22 protein-coding genes are annotated in these 16,754 nt (G+C 57.1%); 7 read left to right on the forward strand and 15 right to left on the reverse strand.

Annotated elements, in window-relative coordinates; translation table 11 throughout:
• Window positions 1-190: 190 nt before the first annotated feature.
• The 4 genes from QN370_RS06930 to QN370_RS06945 all read left to right on the forward strand — a co-directional run bounded on the left by QN370_RS06930 (window position 191) and on the right by QN370_RS06945 (window position 2,194).
• Entirely contained in the window at window positions 191-877 is a 687-nt protein-coding gene (locus tag QN370_RS06930; RefSeq protein ID WP_322129108.1) for a Crp/Fnr family transcriptional regulator, read from the forward strand.
• Window positions 878-999: 122 nt separating this feature from the next.
• The gene (locus QN370_RS06935) at window positions 1,000-1,341 is read left to right on the forward strand and encodes a DUF805 domain-containing protein (protein WP_322129107.1); all 342 of its coding nucleotides are present in this window, start codon (window positions 1,000-1,002) and stop codon (window positions 1,339-1,341) included.
• An 18-nt stretch (window positions 1,342-1,359) separates the two neighbouring features.
• On the forward strand, window positions 1,360-1,995 hold the full coding sequence (locus tag QN370_RS06940) for a GGDEF domain-containing protein (RefSeq protein WP_322129106.1): 636 nt from the start codon (window positions 1,360-1,362) through the stop codon (window positions 1,993-1,995).
• Window positions 1,988-2,194: a VF530 family protein gene (locus QN370_RS06945; protein ID WP_322129105.1), complete on the forward strand. Its 207-nt coding sequence runs from the start codon at window positions 1,988-1,990 to the stop codon at window positions 2,192-2,194. The genes QN370_RS06940 and QN370_RS06945 overlap by 8 nt, the downstream gene beginning before the upstream one ends.
• A gap of 19 nt (window positions 2,195-2,213) precedes the next feature.
• Here QN370_RS06945 and QN370_RS06950 read toward each other — a convergent pair whose 3' ends face one another.
• From QN370_RS06950 to QN370_RS07000, 11 genes are all read right to left on the reverse strand, one after another.
• On the reverse strand, window positions 2,214-3,128 hold the full coding sequence (locus QN370_RS06950; RefSeq protein ID WP_322129104.1) for a LysR family transcriptional regulator: 915 nt from the start codon (window positions 3,126-3,128) through the stop codon (window positions 2,214-2,216).
• Between the two features lie 114 nt (window positions 3,129-3,242).
• Window positions 3,243-3,692 carry a hypothetical protein gene (locus QN370_RS06955; RefSeq protein WP_322129103.1) on the reverse strand — a complete coding sequence of 150 codons (450 nt, stop codon included), beginning with the start codon at window positions 3,690-3,692 and terminating at the stop codon, window positions 3,243-3,245.
• 90 nt (window positions 3,693-3,782) lie between these two features.
• Window positions 3,783-4,484 (reverse strand): SAM-dependent methyltransferase, encoded by a 702-nt coding sequence (gene trmB / locus QN370_RS06960; protein WP_322129102.1) that lies wholly within the window; start codon window positions 4,482-4,484, stop codon window positions 3,783-3,785.
• A gap of 41 nt (window positions 4,485-4,525) precedes the next feature.
• Window positions 4,526-4,783 carry a DUF3567 domain-containing protein gene (locus QN370_RS06965; protein ID WP_322129101.1) on the reverse strand — a complete coding sequence of 86 codons (258 nt, stop codon included), beginning with the start codon at window positions 4,781-4,783 and terminating at the stop codon, window positions 4,526-4,528.
• 60 nt (window positions 4,784-4,843) lie between these two features.
• A complete protein-coding gene (locus QN370_RS06970; protein ID WP_322129100.1) occupies window positions 4,844-5,230 on the reverse strand; it encodes a GTPase in 387 nt (128 codons plus the stop codon).
• On the reverse strand, window positions 5,227-5,949 hold the full coding sequence (locus QN370_RS06975) for a response regulator (protein ID WP_322129099.1): 723 nt from the start codon (window positions 5,947-5,949) through the stop codon (window positions 5,227-5,229). The genes QN370_RS06970 and QN370_RS06975 overlap by 4 nt, the downstream gene beginning before the upstream one ends.
• 74 nt (window positions 5,950-6,023) lie before the next feature.
• Window positions 6,024-8,318 (reverse strand): sensor histidine kinase, encoded by a 2,295-nt coding sequence (locus tag QN370_RS06980; RefSeq protein ID WP_322129098.1) that lies wholly within the window; start codon window positions 8,316-8,318, stop codon window positions 6,024-6,026.
• A gap of 2 nt (window positions 8,319-8,320) precedes the next feature.
• Window positions 8,321-8,920: a DUF4390 domain-containing protein gene (locus tag QN370_RS06985; RefSeq protein ID WP_322129097.1), complete on the reverse strand. Its 600-nt coding sequence runs from the start codon at window positions 8,918-8,920 to the stop codon at window positions 8,321-8,323.
• The gene (gene rsmB / locus QN370_RS06990) at window positions 8,920-10,233 is read right to left on the reverse strand and encodes a 16S rRNA (cytosine(967)-C(5))-methyltransferase RsmB (RefSeq protein WP_322129096.1); all 1,314 of its coding nucleotides are present in this window, start codon (window positions 10,231-10,233) and stop codon (window positions 8,920-8,922) included. The genes QN370_RS06985 and rsmB overlap by 1 nt, the downstream gene beginning before the upstream one ends.
• A gap of 3 nt (window positions 10,234-10,236) precedes the next feature.
• Window positions 10,237-10,875, reverse strand: coding sequence for a LysE family translocator (locus QN370_RS06995; RefSeq protein ID WP_322129095.1), 639 nt, complete (start codon window positions 10,873-10,875; stop codon window positions 10,237-10,239).
• A 385-nt stretch (window positions 10,876-11,260) separates the two neighbouring features.
• Window positions 11,261-11,821: an ATP-dependent Clp protease proteolytic subunit gene (locus tag QN370_RS07000; protein WP_322129094.1), complete on the reverse strand. Its 561-nt coding sequence runs from the start codon at window positions 11,819-11,821 to the stop codon at window positions 11,261-11,263.
• 141 nt (window positions 11,822-11,962) lie between these two features.
• Between QN370_RS07000 and QN370_RS07005 the strand changes: the two genes are divergently transcribed.
• Entirely contained in the window at window positions 11,963-12,448 is a 486-nt protein-coding gene (locus QN370_RS07005; RefSeq protein ID WP_322129093.1) for an N-acetyltransferase, read from the forward strand.
• Between the two features lie 12 nt (window positions 12,449-12,460).
• Here QN370_RS07005 and QN370_RS07010 read toward each other — a convergent pair whose 3' ends face one another.
• The 4 genes from QN370_RS07010 to QN370_RS07025 all read right to left on the reverse strand — a co-directional run bounded on the left by QN370_RS07010 (window position 12,461) and on the right by QN370_RS07025 (window position 15,420).
• A complete protein-coding gene (locus QN370_RS07010; protein WP_322129092.1) occupies window positions 12,461-12,805 on the reverse strand; it encodes a DUF1840 domain-containing protein in 345 nt (114 codons plus the stop codon).
• A gap of 114 nt (window positions 12,806-12,919) precedes the next feature.
• Window positions 12,920-13,438: a hypothetical protein gene (locus QN370_RS07015; RefSeq protein ID WP_322129091.1), complete on the reverse strand. Its 519-nt coding sequence runs from the start codon at window positions 13,436-13,438 to the stop codon at window positions 12,920-12,922.
• Window positions 13,439-13,512: 74 nt separating this feature from the next.
• Window positions 13,513-15,036: a YifB family Mg chelatase-like AAA ATPase gene (locus QN370_RS07020; protein ID WP_322129090.1), complete on the reverse strand. Its 1,524-nt coding sequence runs from the start codon at window positions 15,034-15,036 to the stop codon at window positions 13,513-13,515.
• 138 nt (window positions 15,037-15,174) lie between these two features.
• On the reverse strand, window positions 15,175-15,420 hold the full coding sequence (locus QN370_RS07025; protein WP_322129089.1) for an accessory factor UbiK family protein: 246 nt from the start codon (window positions 15,418-15,420) through the stop codon (window positions 15,175-15,177).
• A gap of 233 nt (window positions 15,421-15,653) precedes the next feature.
• Between QN370_RS07025 and QN370_RS07030 the strand changes: the two genes are divergently transcribed.
• Together QN370_RS07030 and glnK are read left to right on the forward strand one after the other, a co-directional pair.
• The gene (locus tag QN370_RS07030; RefSeq protein WP_322129088.1) at window positions 15,654-16,400 is read left to right on the forward strand and encodes a TorF family putative porin; all 747 of its coding nucleotides are present in this window, start codon (window positions 15,654-15,656) and stop codon (window positions 16,398-16,400) included.
• A gap of 12 nt (window positions 16,401-16,412) precedes the next feature.
• Window positions 16,413-16,751, forward strand: a complete 339-nt coding sequence (gene glnK, locus QN370_RS07035) for a P-II family nitrogen regulator (protein WP_322129087.1) — start codon at window positions 16,413-16,415, stop codon at window positions 16,749-16,751.
• Window positions 16,752-16,754 lie beyond the last annotated feature (3 nt).

A 16,754-nucleotide genomic window follows, 5' to 3' on the forward strand; every position in this document is an offset into this window, starting at 1 on the left:
CGCGACTCTTACTGTTTAACTGGCATGCAATCGAATTGCGCACGATCAAATCGTGCCAGCGCTATCGGGCCGTTTAAAATGGCGACGCCGGCTTTTTGTTTTCTCGATACTAGGACTTCACCTTGCCGCAGGTTGTCTTCTGCACGACAATCGGTCACCTATTCACCAACTTTCGTTGACGCACTGCACCATGATCCCAGCCCCGTCCAGCATCGCGCAATTCCTCGACCAGACCTTCTGGGCCCCGTCGCTGACGCAGGCACAGCGCGAACGCGTCGCCTGCGAAATGAGCGAACGCGTGGTGCCGGCCGGCGGGTATGCCTGCCGTAAGGCCGAGCCGGTCGATCACTGGATTGGTGTCATGTCGGGCTTGCTGAAAATGAGTAGCGTGTCGCCCGAAGGCAAGACCGTGACCTTCACCGGCATGGGACCGGGCGGCTGGTTTGGCGAGGGGTCGCTGCTGAAAACCGAAGTGCGTCGCTATGACGTGGTGGCATTACGTGAAAGCCGTCTGGCTACCATGCCGCGCGCGACGTTCACGTGGCTGCTCGATACCAGCATTTCGTTCAATCGGTTTTTGCTGCTGCAATTGAACGAGCGCCTGGGATTGTTCATTTCACTGGTTGAATACGACCGCATGCTCGATCCCGATACCCGCGTCGCACGCTGCCTGGCAGCGCTGTTCAATCCGTACCTGAATCCGCACAACGGTTTGCAATTACAAATTTCGCAGGAAGAGATCGGCTACCTCTGCGGTACCTCGCGCCAGCGTGCCAATCAGGCTCTGCAGGTGCTCGAAAAAGAGGGTTTGCTCAGCGTTGACTACGGCGGCATTACGATCCTGGACCTGCCCGGCTTGCGGATTTTTGGCAGTTGATACCGGGCCGCCGTTGCATGGTTGTCGGTAGCCAAGGTGGGTGTTTTCAACCAGGCCGGGCTGTGGCATATTGAGCGGTCCGGTCCTTCTCCGTCTCGCCCTAATCAACCTGGAATCCCTGCATGACATTTGCCGACGCCATCAAGACCTGCTTCTCGAAGTACGCTGACTTCAGCGGTCGCGCTTGCCGTGAAGAGTTCTGGTATTTTATCTTGTTCACATTGCTTGGCAGCCTTGTTCTGAGCATGATTGATAACACGGCCAGCGTCGTCTTTTCACTGGTCACGGTGATTCCGTCGACTGCTGCAGCCAGTCGTCGGCTGCACGATACCAATCGGAGCGGCTGGTTGCAGTTGTTGTGGCTGGTGCCGCTGATTGGCTGGATCATCGTGGTGATATTCATGGCGCAGGAAGCGAAAGAACCCAACCAGTTCGGCCCCTCACCGGACTCGTCATTGTCGTGACATTAAACGGAGCTCCTCATGATCGCGGAACCGAATGCTGTTGCTGAAATCGCCCTGCTGCGCCAGCAGCTCGCCGCCACGGAAGAAGAACTGCGGACCTTGCGTTCCAGTATCTCCTCGCTGATCCGGCACGATGCGCTGACCGGTGTGTTGAACCGGCGCACCCTGATCGAAGCCCTGAGGACGGAACTGCAGCGCTCGCACCGCACTGCCCAGCCATTCTGTCTGGCCATCGTCGACCTCGATCATTTCAAGCACATCAATGAACAATGCGGCACGGCCACTGGCGATCTGGTACTCAAGACACTGGCGGACACGGCGCAGAAATTATTGCGGGGCGTGGATCGTTTTGGCCGGCTCGGTGGCGAGGAGTTCGGCATCGTCATGCCGGCAACCTGGCTCGACAGCGGCGTCACGGCGATGACGCGCTTGCGCGCAGCCGTCGCCGCCTGCGACTGGCCCGGCATCACTGGCAGGACAGACGGAACGGTCGTCACGTTCTCGGCAGGCGTGACGATTAATGCCCCTGCATACACCGTTAGCAGCCTGATGCAACGCGCTGAAGCGGCGCTATTGCAAGCCAAACTCGATGGCCGCAATTGCACGGCTATTTTGGAAGAACCTTTACCTGATATGACGGACCCTGATGACTGATCCCTTGCATGGCATGACCCTCGAAGCAATGTTGAACGCGCTGGTGGAGCGCCACGGCTGGGAAGGTCTGGCACAACATATTGATGTGCGTTGCTTCAAGAGCGACCCGAGCATCAAGTCCAGCCTGACTTTTTTGCGCCGTACACCGTGGGCGCGGGCCGAGGTGGAGGCGCTTTTCGTGCGCCTGGCCACACGCTGACTGATACGGCAGCGTGCCCTCAGGCCGCTTGCCAGGGATCCGATTCCGGCTCCGGGAAAGTGGCGCTGATGAAGTCGATGAATGACCGCACTTTGGCGGATAGCTGGCGACGACTCGGATACACCATCGTTACCGCCACGGTGCCCAAATGATGTTGTGGCAGCAGCCTGACCAGTCGGCCCGAGCTGAGATCATCCCCGAGGGTGAAGGATGAGCGGATGACAATGCCCATTCCTGCCAGCGCACACTGGCGCAACAAGTTACCGTCGTTAGACACCAGCTTGGTGGTGATCGGCACATCGATGCGCCGCTTGTCGATGAAGAGGGGCCAGTGATGACGCAATTGTTCGTACGCAAAGTTGAGGCAAATGTGTTGCGAGATGTCTTCCGGCTTCAGTGGCATGCCGTGCTGTCGAATGTAGTCAGGTGACGCACACAGGATGATGTCCGAGAGACCGATCCGGCGTGCAATCATGCTGGCATCGAACTTTTGCAGCTCGATAAACAGGCCGATGTCGAAGCCTTCTTCGACCAGATCGACTGCATGGTCCGATAACGTGACATCGAGTTTGACGTCAGGAAAAAGCAGCGCGTAGCGCGGTAATAACTGCGCCAGTTGCAACTGACCAAAACCGAGGTGCGAGTAAATCCGCAGCGTGCCTGCCGGTTTGCTCGACTGCGACGAGGCCATGGCGTCGGCATCGTCGACATCTTGCAGTATCTGCTTCGCACGTTCGAGATAGATCAGGCCGGTTTCGGTCAATGACAACCGGCGCGTTGTGCGATTGAGCAAGCGCACGCCGAGATGTTTTTCGAGATCGGCGACGTGGCGCGTCACCACTGCATTCGACATGTCGAGTGCCAGTCCGGCACCGGCAAAGCTGCCTTGTTCGACCACCTTGGCAAAGACACGCATCGATTGCAAACGATCCATCGGCCATCCTGATTGTAGGTTCTGGCACGCATTATTCCATTGTTACGGAAAGCGGGTCATTTCCAGCCGGGGTGGTGGCAGATCAAGCTGCATGGGTAGCCGGCTGGAAGGCCGTCACACGAGTTGCAATTGCTGTGCGAGATGGGCTGCGCGTTCCATTCCCTGCGCATTGAGGGCGAGCGTGGGTTCGCCGCTATGGCTGAACAGGGCTGTCTCTCGTCGCAAAATCGCTGAAAAATTATTGGTGTCGTGGCAGTGCAGTTGTTTGACGATATCCCGAATGCGCCACAAAGGTGTTTTCTGAATACCTTGTGACAAGTCGGAGTAGCTCATCAACAAGGCCGCGTTGACGGTTTTTTGAGCCATGTTGTCGCCGGGAAGTTCTGTGAGGTGAGTGAAGTCGATTGCCGGACTGGCCAATGTCACTGGCTCAGGCGCGGTGGTGATGATTTCGAATTCAGGTTGCGCGTAGCGCGCCAGTTCGGTTTGCACGAATGCTTGCGTGCCTTCGATGCGGATACGGCCTTCTGGTGCTTGTACAACGGCATGGCAAATTGCTTGCATCACGGTTCCTTCACGATGTGGGGATGAGGTTCATTGGACCCTCTCGATGTGTCGGTGGTTTCTCCACGTGATGGGCTAATGTGTCTGCCGTCACACGTTGCTTTGCATGCTGGCAATTACTTCGACTGGGATTGGGGCATGGCAGCGCCATAACTGTTGGCCGGAGGCGAGATATTTGATTTCAAATGGCGTGATCGGCTGGCTCGGTGCATAGGCTTCGGTGGCGACGCCTGTTACACCTAGTTGGCGTAGCGCCATGGCGAATTCCTCGACATAGACCGGCCAGTTGCTGCGGCATTCGATTGTGCCGCCCAGCGCGATCGCGGCAGGGAATGCCGGATGGCCATGCCAGCGGCGGCCGAGGTGACCGATCTTGGGCCAGGGGTTGGGATAGAGCAGGTAGTGGCGTTCCAGCGGGATGCCGGCTTCACCCATGAGCCGCCAGAAGTCGGCCAGCTCCGCTCGCAGTAAAAGTGCATTCGGTGGCGGCGGACCGGGCCATTGGGTTTTCCGGTCAATCCGGTCTGCCGACTGGTCGACGCCAACCACGAAGTGGCGAGGGAATTGTGCCGCCAGATTGAAAGTCGACAGGCCGACTCCGCAGCCGGCATCGAGGATGACTGGCGGCTCTCCGGCTGTGCGCCAATGCTGCACGAACAGGTCGAAGGCTGCCCGGTTATACGGCATGACAGGTTTCTGGTAAGGCGAGGAGATGTGCCGTGACACTAGTCGCGACAGGTGCGAGTGTGCTTCGGTCTGGCTACTGGTGACGGGGCGGGAGTTGGCATGCATGCGGCGCAGTATACCTGCCGCATGCATGCAGTCCTGGATCTTCAGTGCATGATCACCGGGTGGTGCATGACTTCATCATAGCTGGCCAGGAAGGCGTCGAACTGTTCGGCATCCGGATTGCTGGCAATGAGTTTTTCGACATGTTCGCGAAACGCCGTGGCTAAGGAGCCAGCGATAAAAATTTCACGCTTTCCTGGTTTGTCCATGATTTCGTAGCCACCGGAGCGGAGTGCTTCCAGTGCGCTGTCAGCGCCGAATTCCACGACACTGTACTGGTCACTGTTATAGATCAGGTTCATCAGATTTCCTTGGTCGGTTGAATGCAGGCTGCACTCTTCCCGATAACAAGTTGGGCTGTTTCACGCAAAATCAATGGTCGGGCAGCGAATGTCGGTATCAAGCCGCAAGTGGGTGTCGTAGGGCGCGCTGGTCAGAAAGTGGTTGGTTTGTTCCAGGTGTGCGGTACTGGCAAGGCTGATGAAGAGGTAATCGGGAGGATGCCGCAGCGCCCGATTGAGCGTAACGCGCATGGTCAGGTTACCGATGCAGCATGGACAGCCAGGGGCGATCCGGGTAATCGAGAGGGCGTGGTCTGGAGGAAGGTCGGCGAGCGCACTGGCGCTGTCCGGCATCCCCTCCAGAATCACGGCTACTTGACTGTGAAGAGGCAACCGGGCAATGGCGTCGGCGATCACGGCTTCTCTTTGCCGGGCAGTTGCCCCGCTGATTAGCGCGGTTGGTGTCATCCGCCGCGCTTGACCAGTTTGCTCGGTTCGACGCCGAGTTGCTTTAGCTTGCGGTAAAGATGGGTACGCTCAAGACCGGTACGCTCCGCTACCCGGGTCATGCTGCCGCCCTCACGGACCAGATGATGTTCAAAATAAGCGCGCTCGAACGCATCACGGGCTTCACGCAGCGGCAATTCGAAGGGTACCGTGAACCCTGGTGCGGCTGGCGCCGCGTTGATGTCTCCCACCACGGCAGAACTCGCTGGCGAAATCAGCGTAGTACTGACGATATGCTGGGTATGCACATTCGCAGATACTTCGCTGATCAGCGGTACCGGTCGAGGCTGGAAAGCCAATGGCCTGACCGGTTCCTTGCCGCGCGATAAACCTTGCTGGACGGCTTTTAGCAGTTTTTGCAAGGCGATTGGTTTCTCAAGGAAATTCATCGCACCAATGCGCGTGGCCTCCACTGCCGTGTCGATCGTTGCATGGCCTGACATCATGATCACGGGCATCGTCAGCAAGCCATCACGTTGCCATTCCTTGAGCAGCGTCACGCCATCTGTATCGGGCATCCAGATGTCGAGCAGAACCAGGTCCGGTGTACTGGTCGCGCGCACATCACGTGCTTGCTGCGCATTTTCGGCGATCAGAATGACATGGCCCTCGTCGCTCAGGATTTCTGAAAGCAACTCGCGGATCCCCATCTCGTCATCTACTACTAGTATATTTGCCATGTGCCGAACTCCCTTTTTCAAATAGTTTTAGTCGCAGCGTCTATATTTGGGGCGGTTCCGATAGTTACTTACGGTCACTCTCCCGGCGCCAACTTTAACAGCAAAATTAGTACTTTTGCACCATTTGAATCGTTTCTATTAAGAATATCTATGCGGCCACCATGTTCATCGACGATTTTTTTCACCGTTGCCAGTCCAAGCCCCGTTCCGCGGGGTTTCGACGTGACATATGGCTCGAATGCCCGTTTGAGAATTTTTGCCGAAAATCCGGGCCCGTTGTCGCTGATGCTGAAGCGTACTGCGCGGCAGCTCTTACCGTTTGCGCTCTGGTAATGAACTGCTTCGGTGATGACATCGATCCGCGGAGCAGTGCTTTCGGCGGGACGGTCCGCTACGGCATCTTGCGCATTTTGCAGCAGGTTATGAATTACCTGTCGTAATTGGGTTGCATCTCCCATGACCATCGGCAAATCCGGCATCAGCACCGCATTGATGATGGCGCGTTCATCGCCACCGGTATAAAGATGCAGCACTTCTTCGACAAGCGCATTGAGATTGAGTTGCGCGAGAACTGCCTGCGGCGTTCTCGCATAATCGCGGAAGTCGTCAACCATCCGTTTCATGGCATTGACTTGATTGACTATCGTTGCGGTACTTTTGTTCAACATGGCAGCGTCTTGGGGCAATAACTTGTCTTCAAGTTTCATTTGCAGTCGCTCGGCCGACAATTGGATCGGCGTCAGCGGATTCTTGATTTCATGCGCAAGGCGGCGTGCCACTTCGCCCCATGCGATCGAGCGCTGCGCCGAAATGACTTCTGAAATGTTATCGAAGACAACGACATAACCGCTGCCACCCGCCCCCGGCAGACGCGATCCGCGCGCCAGCAGTGTGATGTCATCATCGCTGTTGGTATTGTCGCTGTGACGGGGTACCTCGATTTGCTGTTGCCAGTGCAGGCCGGCTTGTCCGTTGTCGGTGCCAGCCGATTGCGCGCTTTGCGCCGAAAATGCATTGCGGATCGCTTCGACAAAAGGTTCGAGCCCCGCAATCGCCAACAACGGCTGGTTCAGAGACAGTTTGACGTCGAGTTGCAGGATCCGTTCGACTGAGTCGTTACAGGTGACCAGGCAGAACGTGTCGTCGAGCACCATCACGCCTGCCGACATGTTGGCCAGCACCGATTCCAGATAAGCCTTGGCGTTTTCAAGCTCGGTGCGGTTGATTTCGACTGCGGCACGGGCATCGAACAATTGCCGCGTCATCGTGTTGAAAGACTGCGTTAGCGTGCCCAGTTCATCAGAAGTGGACACGATCGGTCTCGGCGACAGATCGCCCTCGGCCACGGCTTTAGTGCCTTCGGCAAGCAGCAGAAGAGGTTCTGCCAGGTCACTGGCGATCAGGAACGCGCTGACAATGGCGGCAAAAATTGCCAGCAATAACGTCAATGTCAGTGTCACGATATAAATTTTGCGCAGGCCCGAGCGACTCAGGGACCGTTCCTGATACTCGCTGTAAGCCGCTCGCAGTGCCTCCGCATTCGTTGCCAGGGAAGATGGCACCGGCTGGATCAGTTGCAGGAAACGCACCTCGGACTGCAGTGACAGCGCGTTGCGTCCTGACGGAATTTCGACGACGACGCGCAGACGCAGGTTGTTGACGGCGTCTGCCGCCGGCGGCGTGGTCCGCGCTGCCGGCGTATCGACTTCATGTGATTCGGGCTTGCCTTCCATGCCGGTATAACCACGCGAAAGCCTGGCCTGACGCAACATGGCTGCATTGGGTATGTCAGGCACGATTGTTTTGAGCTCACCGCCGTCGGTGGCAATCACCCGACCACTGGCAGTGACAATGATGGCTTCCTGGTTACTGCTTTGTTCGCGCCATCGTCCCAGCTGGCGCATCTGACCGCTGTCCGGCAAGTCCGATAATTCGAGCGCGAGATTACGCGCTTTGGTGCTCAGGTCACTGAGCGAAGAATCCAGTGCGGCACGACCCAGATTGAGTCCCGACTCGAGCGCGGCTTCCACTCGCACGTCAAACCATGACTCGATCGAACGCGAGACGAACTGTACCGAGACCGTATAAATCACCAGTCCAGGCACAATCCCGATCACCGCAAACAGCAGCACTAACCTTGCCATCAAACGCGAACCGAACAGGCGACGTTTGTAGCGGGCATACAAGCGCGCCAGCAGCAAGGTCACCAGCGCAAGCAATGCCACCGTCACCAGAACATTGAGGCCCAGCAACCAGGGATAGTGCTGGTCGAAAGAAGCTGAGTTATCCGACGCTGACGCCAGCAGGAACAGCAGGATAGCGACGATCGCTCCGCCGACTATCAGCGCATACCGTAATGCTCGTTGCACGACTATTCAGCCTTGTAGAGAAAAGTTTTCCAGTCCGACGACAAGCGCCAGTCGGCGTTGTTGATCGCATTGACCTGAAACGGCTTTGCCAGTTGGGCGACATCAAGGCGCATGCGTACGGATACCGAATACACCGCACCTGATTTCAGCGAGGAATTTTCAGCCACCAGCCAGCGGCTGGGGCGACGGATTAGTGAAAGCGCTTCATCGAGTGAGCTGAAACTCTGTTGCAGTCGTCCAAGTATCGCAGCATGGTATTGCCGCGTCAGCACGTTATAGGACAGACGGATGGTCTGGGATTCGGTGATGGTATTTTCGTCGAACCAGTACCATCGAGGACGCTTCATTTCGATTTCGGTCGTGAAATAGAGCGGCAGGCCATGGGTAATGGCATCTTCCAGGCCGCGATTGAGATCAAAGGCAAACGTGGCGGACAACTTCACCCCCTCGTCGGTCGATTCCAGGTGAGCCTGAACGATATCGACGCCGTCGGCATGTACCACTGGCGTCAGCAACAGAAGCCAACCCAATAGCCAGCCACGCAGCAATGTCATCACGGCAGTCCGACCCGCTGACATGGCCACTGCATCACGCGCTCGCATCAGCTCGCCGGCTTCCTGAATAATGCGTAAAACAAACCATCATGATCTTCATTGGGGGTTGCAGTTGGCAATAGCTGGCCGGGTGCTGGAAGCCGTTCGGCATGGTTGCGCATCGCAAATGCGGCCGCTTGTGCCTCGGACTCCTGCGGCCACAGCGAGCAGGTCACAAATAGCAATTTACCATCGGGTGCCAGCATGCGCCAAAGATTGTCGAGTATGCGCGACGAAAGAGCTGACAGCTGCGCAGTGTCGGCTTTGCGTCGCAGCCAGCGAATGTCCGGATGACGCCGCAAGATGCCGGAAGCCGTGCAGGGTACATCGGCCAGGATGCGGTCGAATGGCTGGCCATCCCACCAGTCGGTAGCGGCAGCATCGCCGGCGATCAGGCGGGCCGATAATTGCAGACGTTGCAAATTCTCTTCGATGCGCTTGAGGCGACGCGGGTCGGAGTCCAGTGCGATCAGGTCGAGCTGCGCGCGTTCGAGCAAATGCCCGGTTTTGCCGCCCGGTGCGGCACAGGCATCCAGCACGCGCATGCCGTCTTGCGCATCCAGCAGCGGTGCCGCCAGCTGTGCTGCGCCATCTTGTACCGACACCAGTCCGTCCATGAAGCCGGGGATCTGCAAGACCGGTACGGGTTGTTCCAGCCGGATTGCATCGGGGCCCACCTGACGCGCGACTATCTGCTGTTCTGCAAGCAAAGCAAGATAGGCCTCGGGTGTCGTACGACGCTGGTTGACGCGCAAGATCAGTGGCGGTGCCGCATTGCCTGCCTGCAGGATCGCTTGCCAGTCCTTCGGATACGCGCTCCGCAAGGCATCGATCCACCAAGCCGGATAATTCCATTGGGCAATCGGTTGCCGGAGTACGTCTGCCAACAGGGCTTGACGTTCGCGCAAGAAGCGGCGTAACACTGCGTTGACCATACCCTTGGCATGCGCCATGGCGGGATCGGCACTGGCTGCCTGCACGGCCTGATTGACGACGGTAAATATCTCGTACGGTGCCGCGGGATCAGATTCATCAAAGTCGATCAGTGTCAGTGCACAGCAAAGCAATCCGTGCAAAGCGGCCGGCTCGGGTGCGCGTGAGGTGAGCAGGGTTATCAGGGCATCGGCGCGTCCCAGTCCACGCATGGCCCGGTAAGAGATATCCTGAATGGCACCACGGGCTTGACCGGATGTTTCGGTATAACCCTGCACGCGGGTAAGGGCTTGCGGCAAGGCGGTCCCGCCGCGCACTAGCGCAACGGCATGGGCTGCGCTACGCAGGCTGAAGGCCAGTGAATCGTGTTTCAAATCAAGTGTGGCCATGGTTTAGCTCCTGGCAAAGGCAATGCGCGCACCCAGTGCGATGAAGGCAGCGCCGACGCAGCGTTCCAGCCAGAGCCGGACTTGCTGGCTGGAGCCGACTCGCCGCGCCAGCGTTCCGGAGACCAACGCAGTGCCGCAATTCCAGCCGGTCGACATCAGCACGAACACCACACCGAGTATGAGAAACGAAAGGGTCTTGCCCGTGGCATTCGGGCTGACGAATTGGGGGAAAAAAGACAAGAAAAACAGGATGACTTTCGGATTGAGCAGGTTGGTGACCAGCGCCTGCAAGAAAATTGTCTGCAATGGTCGTGCCGAGACATTTTTCGCTGGCGCGCCATTGGGCGCTGCGCGCGTGAGCAACATGCGCAAGCCCAGATACATCAAATACACGCCGCCGGCTAGTTTGATCAGGGTGAATGCCGTAGCGGAAGTCGCCAGCAGCGCACTCAAGCCGAGTGTCGCAGCGATAGCGTGCACGCAGCACCCGGCCGAAATGCCTAGCGCCGATACCAGTCCTGCGGCGCGTCCCTGGGCGATACTGCGCCCGACGATGAAGGCCGTGTCGGGGCCAGGTGTGGCGTTGAGCAGGAGTACGGCCAGGCAAAAGTAGCCAAAATCGGGAATGCCGGTAATGCTCATCGAAGGTTCTTGCCAGTAGCATTGACGGAAAGCGGTGATTGTAGCGGTGCACGCCGGCTTGCGCGTGCCTTGAGCCACTTTTATGACATTTAAACTGCTGGACCGGCAAGTTGCGGGGCAGTTGCGCTGACCCAATATACGGTTAAAAATTTTCCTATTGATAACATTTCTGGTGCAATTTGAAAAGGCAGGGGATTTGTTTGAAATAGTTGTGGTGCGTTGCACAAATAATGTGGCATACTCGAGCCGTCTCCTCCATAACTCCTCCAAGAGTATGGATTTCAGCCCGCTCCTAGAGCGGGTTTTTTTTTGCATGTGCAGCATTTAGCTGGTTTATGTCTGCCTTGTGCGGTCGACGTGACCGCCGCAGGACACATCTGTCGCATCAGATATTGAAAAGCTGGCTGCCCGGTGGCGGCGCAAAGTCGGCGAGCCGCTCGATGAGCAAGGTGTCGAGCGCATCTTGCGGGCTCAGGTGCAGATCCGAGTGCGCGTGGACTTCCCACATGCGCGTAGTCAGGTTGATGTGCCGGCGCAGGATCGCTTCGGTGCGCCGGTCGTCGGCCTTCAGGCCGTCGGCGATAATCTGGAGCGCTTCCGGGCGAGCACCGATGGGTGCTGTCGCATGGGATTTGTGGATCATGAAGCGCGCCGTATCGCTGGCGACCCGGCGCTGGCCGGCCAGAAAGACGGTCACGGCAATGGAGGCGACCGCGCCACCGTTATACATGACCAGATTGAGCGGGACATTACGTAATGTGTTGTAGAGACAGATGCCATCGCTGACGTAACCGCCGTTCGATTGCAGCAGGATGTGGGCGGTACCAATACCGTTCGCCGTTATTTTTTCCAGAGCGTCAAAAACCCGTCTCACCATGTCGCTGTTGATATCGCCGGTGAGCGTGAAATAGCCATGGTCGGAGTGGGTGCGCTGATTGTCGATCATGCCGGTTCCTGCAAGCTGCTGTCATGATTAAATATTCTCCGAAGCGGTTTGTCGCGGATGTGCGTTGCCGCACACAGAGGCGTGAATCACCTCGACGCGCGCGTGTATCCTCGGGATTATTTTTATTGATAAAGAGCGGGCATGCTGACCAAAATCCGACGCGCAACGCAACGTGACCATGATGCCATTTGTCTTCTGGCAGAGGAAATCAACGTGCAGCATCACGCGCATAGCCCCCATGTTTTTGCGGCCCCGCCGGGTATCGAGCGCGACGCCGAATTCTGGCGCACCGCAATTGATGACACAGAAGGCATGTTGCTGTTATCGATGATCGATCATCGTGTGGTCGGTTTGCTGCGCGCTAAGATTTTGCTGCCGTCAGAAACGTCATTTCTGAGGACGCGGCAGGTTTGCCATGTTGGTACCGTGGTCGTGACAGCGTCGATGCAAGGGCAAGGGATTGGCAAGCAGTTGCTCGACGCCATAGAGCAGTGGGCAAAAATGATGGCCGCAGAAGAAATCCGGCTCGAAGTGTTCGAGGCGAACGACAAGGCCATTGGCTTTTACGACGCGGCAGGTTTTGGCGTGCAGTCGCGCATCATGACCAAGACCTTGCTGACCTCGTAATCAACGCCGGGATCAGACGCCCCAGAGAATGTCGTTCTTGCTTGCATGGGCAGCACGCAGCATTTCCATCAACGGGTAGGCGCGGGCAGAAAAGCTGACGGCGGTGGTTGGCTCGTGACCACTGTCATTGCCTTCGTCGCCGTGGTGTGCGTGGACATCGTGTTCGAGTTCGTCGGACGCAGGGTGCAGTCGGCTGGCAGCGACCTGTGCTTCGAGGACAGCCAGCGCATGGCCAGTTTCTTCGGCGGTGATTACCCCGCGCGTGACATCTTTGTGCAGCAGATCAAGCAGGCGCCGGGCATGTATTTGATACATGGTGACTTCGCCGGCAGCTTTGGATTTGAATGTGACTAGCATGTCGTGTTCCCTGTTTTTGATGTTGGTGAAGCGGATGTCTAGCGCTCGAATTGTAGCGTCAAGGCGCTCGTCATGCTGTGTGCCGGGTCGCTTAAGTAGTTTTTGCTTGGATGGTCATGGCAGCTTGAAAGATGTCATGAAGGTATCGACCTGCTCACGTGCAATGGCTTTTTCAGGGCCGGTAACGATAATCTGGTAGGCCCGCTGGTTTTTGCTGATAAAACGGGCGATCAAGAGTCGCACCGGGCCACCGGTCGGCGCACCGCTGGCTTCCAGATCGGTTGTACTGCCCGCTGATTTCTCACGCAGGATGGTGCCATTGATATTCCGGACCATCGCGGTTTTCATCGCCAGCACAGCGAGTTTTGCGGCGTTGTCATCGGCCAGGTCGACGCTACCGACCGCATAGGTCACCGTATCGATTTCAGCAGCCATCATGGTCATGGACGCATTGACGCCGTCAAGATCAATTTGGCGCGTGAGCGTCATCGGCTTGGCCGGCATCAGTACGGAAAAGCTCGCGTCGGTGCCGCGAACCTCGCGCCAGTCGTGGCTGGGTGTGCAACCTGCCAGCAGAGTCAGTAGCAGGATTGTGGAGAATTGCTTAAAGGAAATCGAAGAGGGAATTTTCATGGCAAGTATGGTAACAGGGTGGCTTGCAGGAATGTGCGTGCTGTTCATGCTGTGATGCCCGCCCGATGCGGCGGTCAGTGCTCGCGCAAGCCACGCCGGTACTGGATAGCCTCGCCAACATGTTGCGCGCCGATCTGGGTGGCTCCAGCGAGATCGGCAATCGTCCGCGCCACCTTCAGTACCCGATGGTAGGAGCGCGCCGACCAGTTCAGTCGCAACATGGCAGCCTGCAGCAAAGTGGCGGCGCTCGCGTCAGGCTGGCAATGGAGATCGACTTCGCTGGTTGTCAGCAAGTTGTTGGTCTTGTCTGCCCGCATTTTCTGGATATCGAATGCCCGCTTGACCCTCAGTGCAATGACGGCGGACGTTTCGCCTGCAGCGGGCTTTAGCAAGTCATCATGCGGCAGCGCCCCGACAAGGATTTGCATGTCGATGCGGTCGAGCAGCGGTCCGGAAATTCGGTTTTGATAACGTGCAACATTGTCCGGCGTGCAGCGGCACTGGCCCGACGGATGGCCGGCATAGCCGCAAGGACAGGGATTCATTGCTGCGATCAACTGAAAGCGTGCCGGAAAGTCGGCTTGCCGTGCGGCCCGGGAAATAGTGATGCGGCCTGATTCAAGCGGTTCGCGCAATACTTCAAGCACGCGACGATCGAACTCGGGCAATTCATCGAGGAACAGGATGCCGCGATGCGCCAGTGAAATCTCGCCCGGACGAGGCGTGCCCCCGCCACCAACCAGTGCCACGCCTGATGCAGTGTGATGGGGCGATCGGAACGGCCGGACCTTCCAGCGTGCCGCCGTGAATCCGCCCGACAGAGATTGCACTGCGGCCGATTCCAGCGCTTCGTCGTCGGTCATTGGTGGCAAGATGCCAGCGAAACGTGCAGCCAGCATGGATTTGCCGGTGCCGGGCGGACCGATTAACAAGGCACTGTGATTTCCTGCTGCGGCAATTTCCAGCCCGCGCTTGACTTGCAGCTGACCCTTGACATCGGAAAAATCAGGATGGACATCCAGTACCGGTGCAGCCTGACAGCAATGCCTGCCCAACCGGCTGACGCCGTCCGCAGCCGCGAAGTGCGCACAGACTTCCAGCAGGGAGCTGGCCGGATAGATCCGGGCGTCCTTGACCAGTGCTGCTTCGTCGGCATTGGATCGTGGCAAGATAAATCCACGTCGTGCGCGGCCCGGATCATCGCCGCGGTGCATTGCAAATGTCATGGCCAGCGCACCACGAATCGGTCGCAGTTCGCCGGATAACGAGAGTTCTCCGGCGAATTCGTAGTCATCGAGTTCGCCTGCGGGCATTTGCCCTGAAGCAGCCAGGATGCCTAATGCAATCGGCAAGTCGAACCGGCCCGATTCCTTGGGCAGGTCGGCAGGGGCGAGATTGACAGTAATCCGTCGGGCCGGAAATTCGAAGCGGGCGTTTTGCAGGGCGGCACGGACCCGGTCACGGGATTCCTTGACTTCGGTTTCTGGCAAACCAACGATCATAAAACTGGGTAGGCCATTGGCAAGGTGCACTTCCACAGTGACCTGGGGAGCCTGTATGCCTGCCAAGGCGCGACTTTTCAGTACGGCGAGACTCATGGTGGATCGCATTCTTGCTGGTGGTTTGGTTCGGATCGGTGCGATCGCGAGCAAGTTTGCAATGAGGAATGATGACGAATGTTGATGTGGCGCAGAGTCAGGCCGGATGGCGCAGGGCGCGCCATCCGGACCGGGTGATTATGCCGGTTTGTTCAACTGCGCTTCGAGTGCCGCTACCTGAATTTCCAGCGCTTCGAGTCGGGTGCGGGTTTTCTCCAGCACCTGTGCCTGAATATCGAATTCATCGCGGGTAACCAGGTCAAGCTTTGAAAATCCCTGCGTCATCATCGCTTTGACGTTCTTTTCTATGTCTTTGGCGGGTGAATTTTCGATGGCCTGGCTGATTTTGTTTTGCATGTCGCTAAAAAAGTTGCTCTTGTCCATATTTCTGCCTTTCCGGGTGCTGAAGCACCGTAACTGTGCACCTGTTGGTGAATCGCCACAAGTTGGTGCGGTTGAGTTAAAACTTGCGCTAATGTTGCGATGGCAAGGAATGATTATTTGTCGTTGTAACAATTTTTCGTGCCGAAAAAGGGTGGCACGAGTCCTGCTAATGTAGATCGAAAACTGCTGTGCCACTGCCTTTTTTATCCATAAACTTTTAACAGGGAAACAAAATGAAAAAACTACTTCTCGTCACGGCCATCGCAGCCACCTTTATGGGTAACTTTGCTCATGCAGAAGATGCCAAGCCGGACAACGAGCTGAGCTTCAATGCTGCATTGACTTCCGATTACCGCTACCGCGGTATTTCGCAATCCCGCCTGAAACCGGCCGTCTCTGTCGGTGCCGACTTCGTCAACAATCCGACTGGCTTCTATGTGGGTACATGGGCATCATCCATCAAGTGGATCAAGGATGCCGGCGGCAAGGGCGATATCGAACTGGATATCTACGCAGGCAAGCGCGGAGAAATCGTCAAGGATGTGTCGTATGACGTTGGCGTGCTGACTTACATTTACGCCGATAACCAATTGTCCCGCGTTGCCGGATTTGCAAATGCCAACACGACCGAGATTTATGGCCAGGTCGGCTACGGTCCTGCGTATGTCAAATATTCGAATGCAGTGACCGACACCTTCGGTAACGTCAACAGCAAGAATAGCGGCTATCTCGATATTGGCGCAAACATTGACATCGCCGAAGGCACGGTCCTGAATCTGCATGCTGGCCATCAGAAAATCAAGAACGGCTCTTTTTACAGCTACACCGACTACAAAGTCGGCGTGACAAAAGATTTCGGTTTCCTCAGCGGCAGCCTGGCCGTGATCGGTACCGATGCCAAAACGGGTGCTTACTCGACGCCTTCCGGCAAGGACAACGGCAAAACAGCCCTCGTCGTCGCCATCAGCAAAACTTTCTAATCGAGGCCAGTCATGAAACTGATTACCGCCATCATCAAACCGTTCAAGCTTGACGAGGTCCGCGAGGCTTTGTCCGCCATCGGCGTCCAGGGCATTACCGTCACCGAAGTCAAGGGTTTCGGTCGTCAGAAGGGGCATACCGAGCTGTATCGCGGTGCCGAATACGTCGTTGATTTCCTGCCGAAGACAAAAATCGAAGCTGCCGTGGATGACGACATTGTCGACCGCGCGATTGAAGCAATCGAAACAGCTGCCCGTACCGGCAAGATCGGTGACGGCAAGATTTTTGTCTACGATCTGCAGCACGTCGTGCGTATCCGCACCGGTGAAACCGGCAAAGAAGCCCTTTAAGGA

Source organism: Actimicrobium sp. CCI2.3, from assembly GCF_035019065.1.
Taxonomy (GTDB): domain Bacteria; phylum Pseudomonadota; class Gammaproteobacteria; order Burkholderiales; family Burkholderiaceae_D; genus Actimicrobium.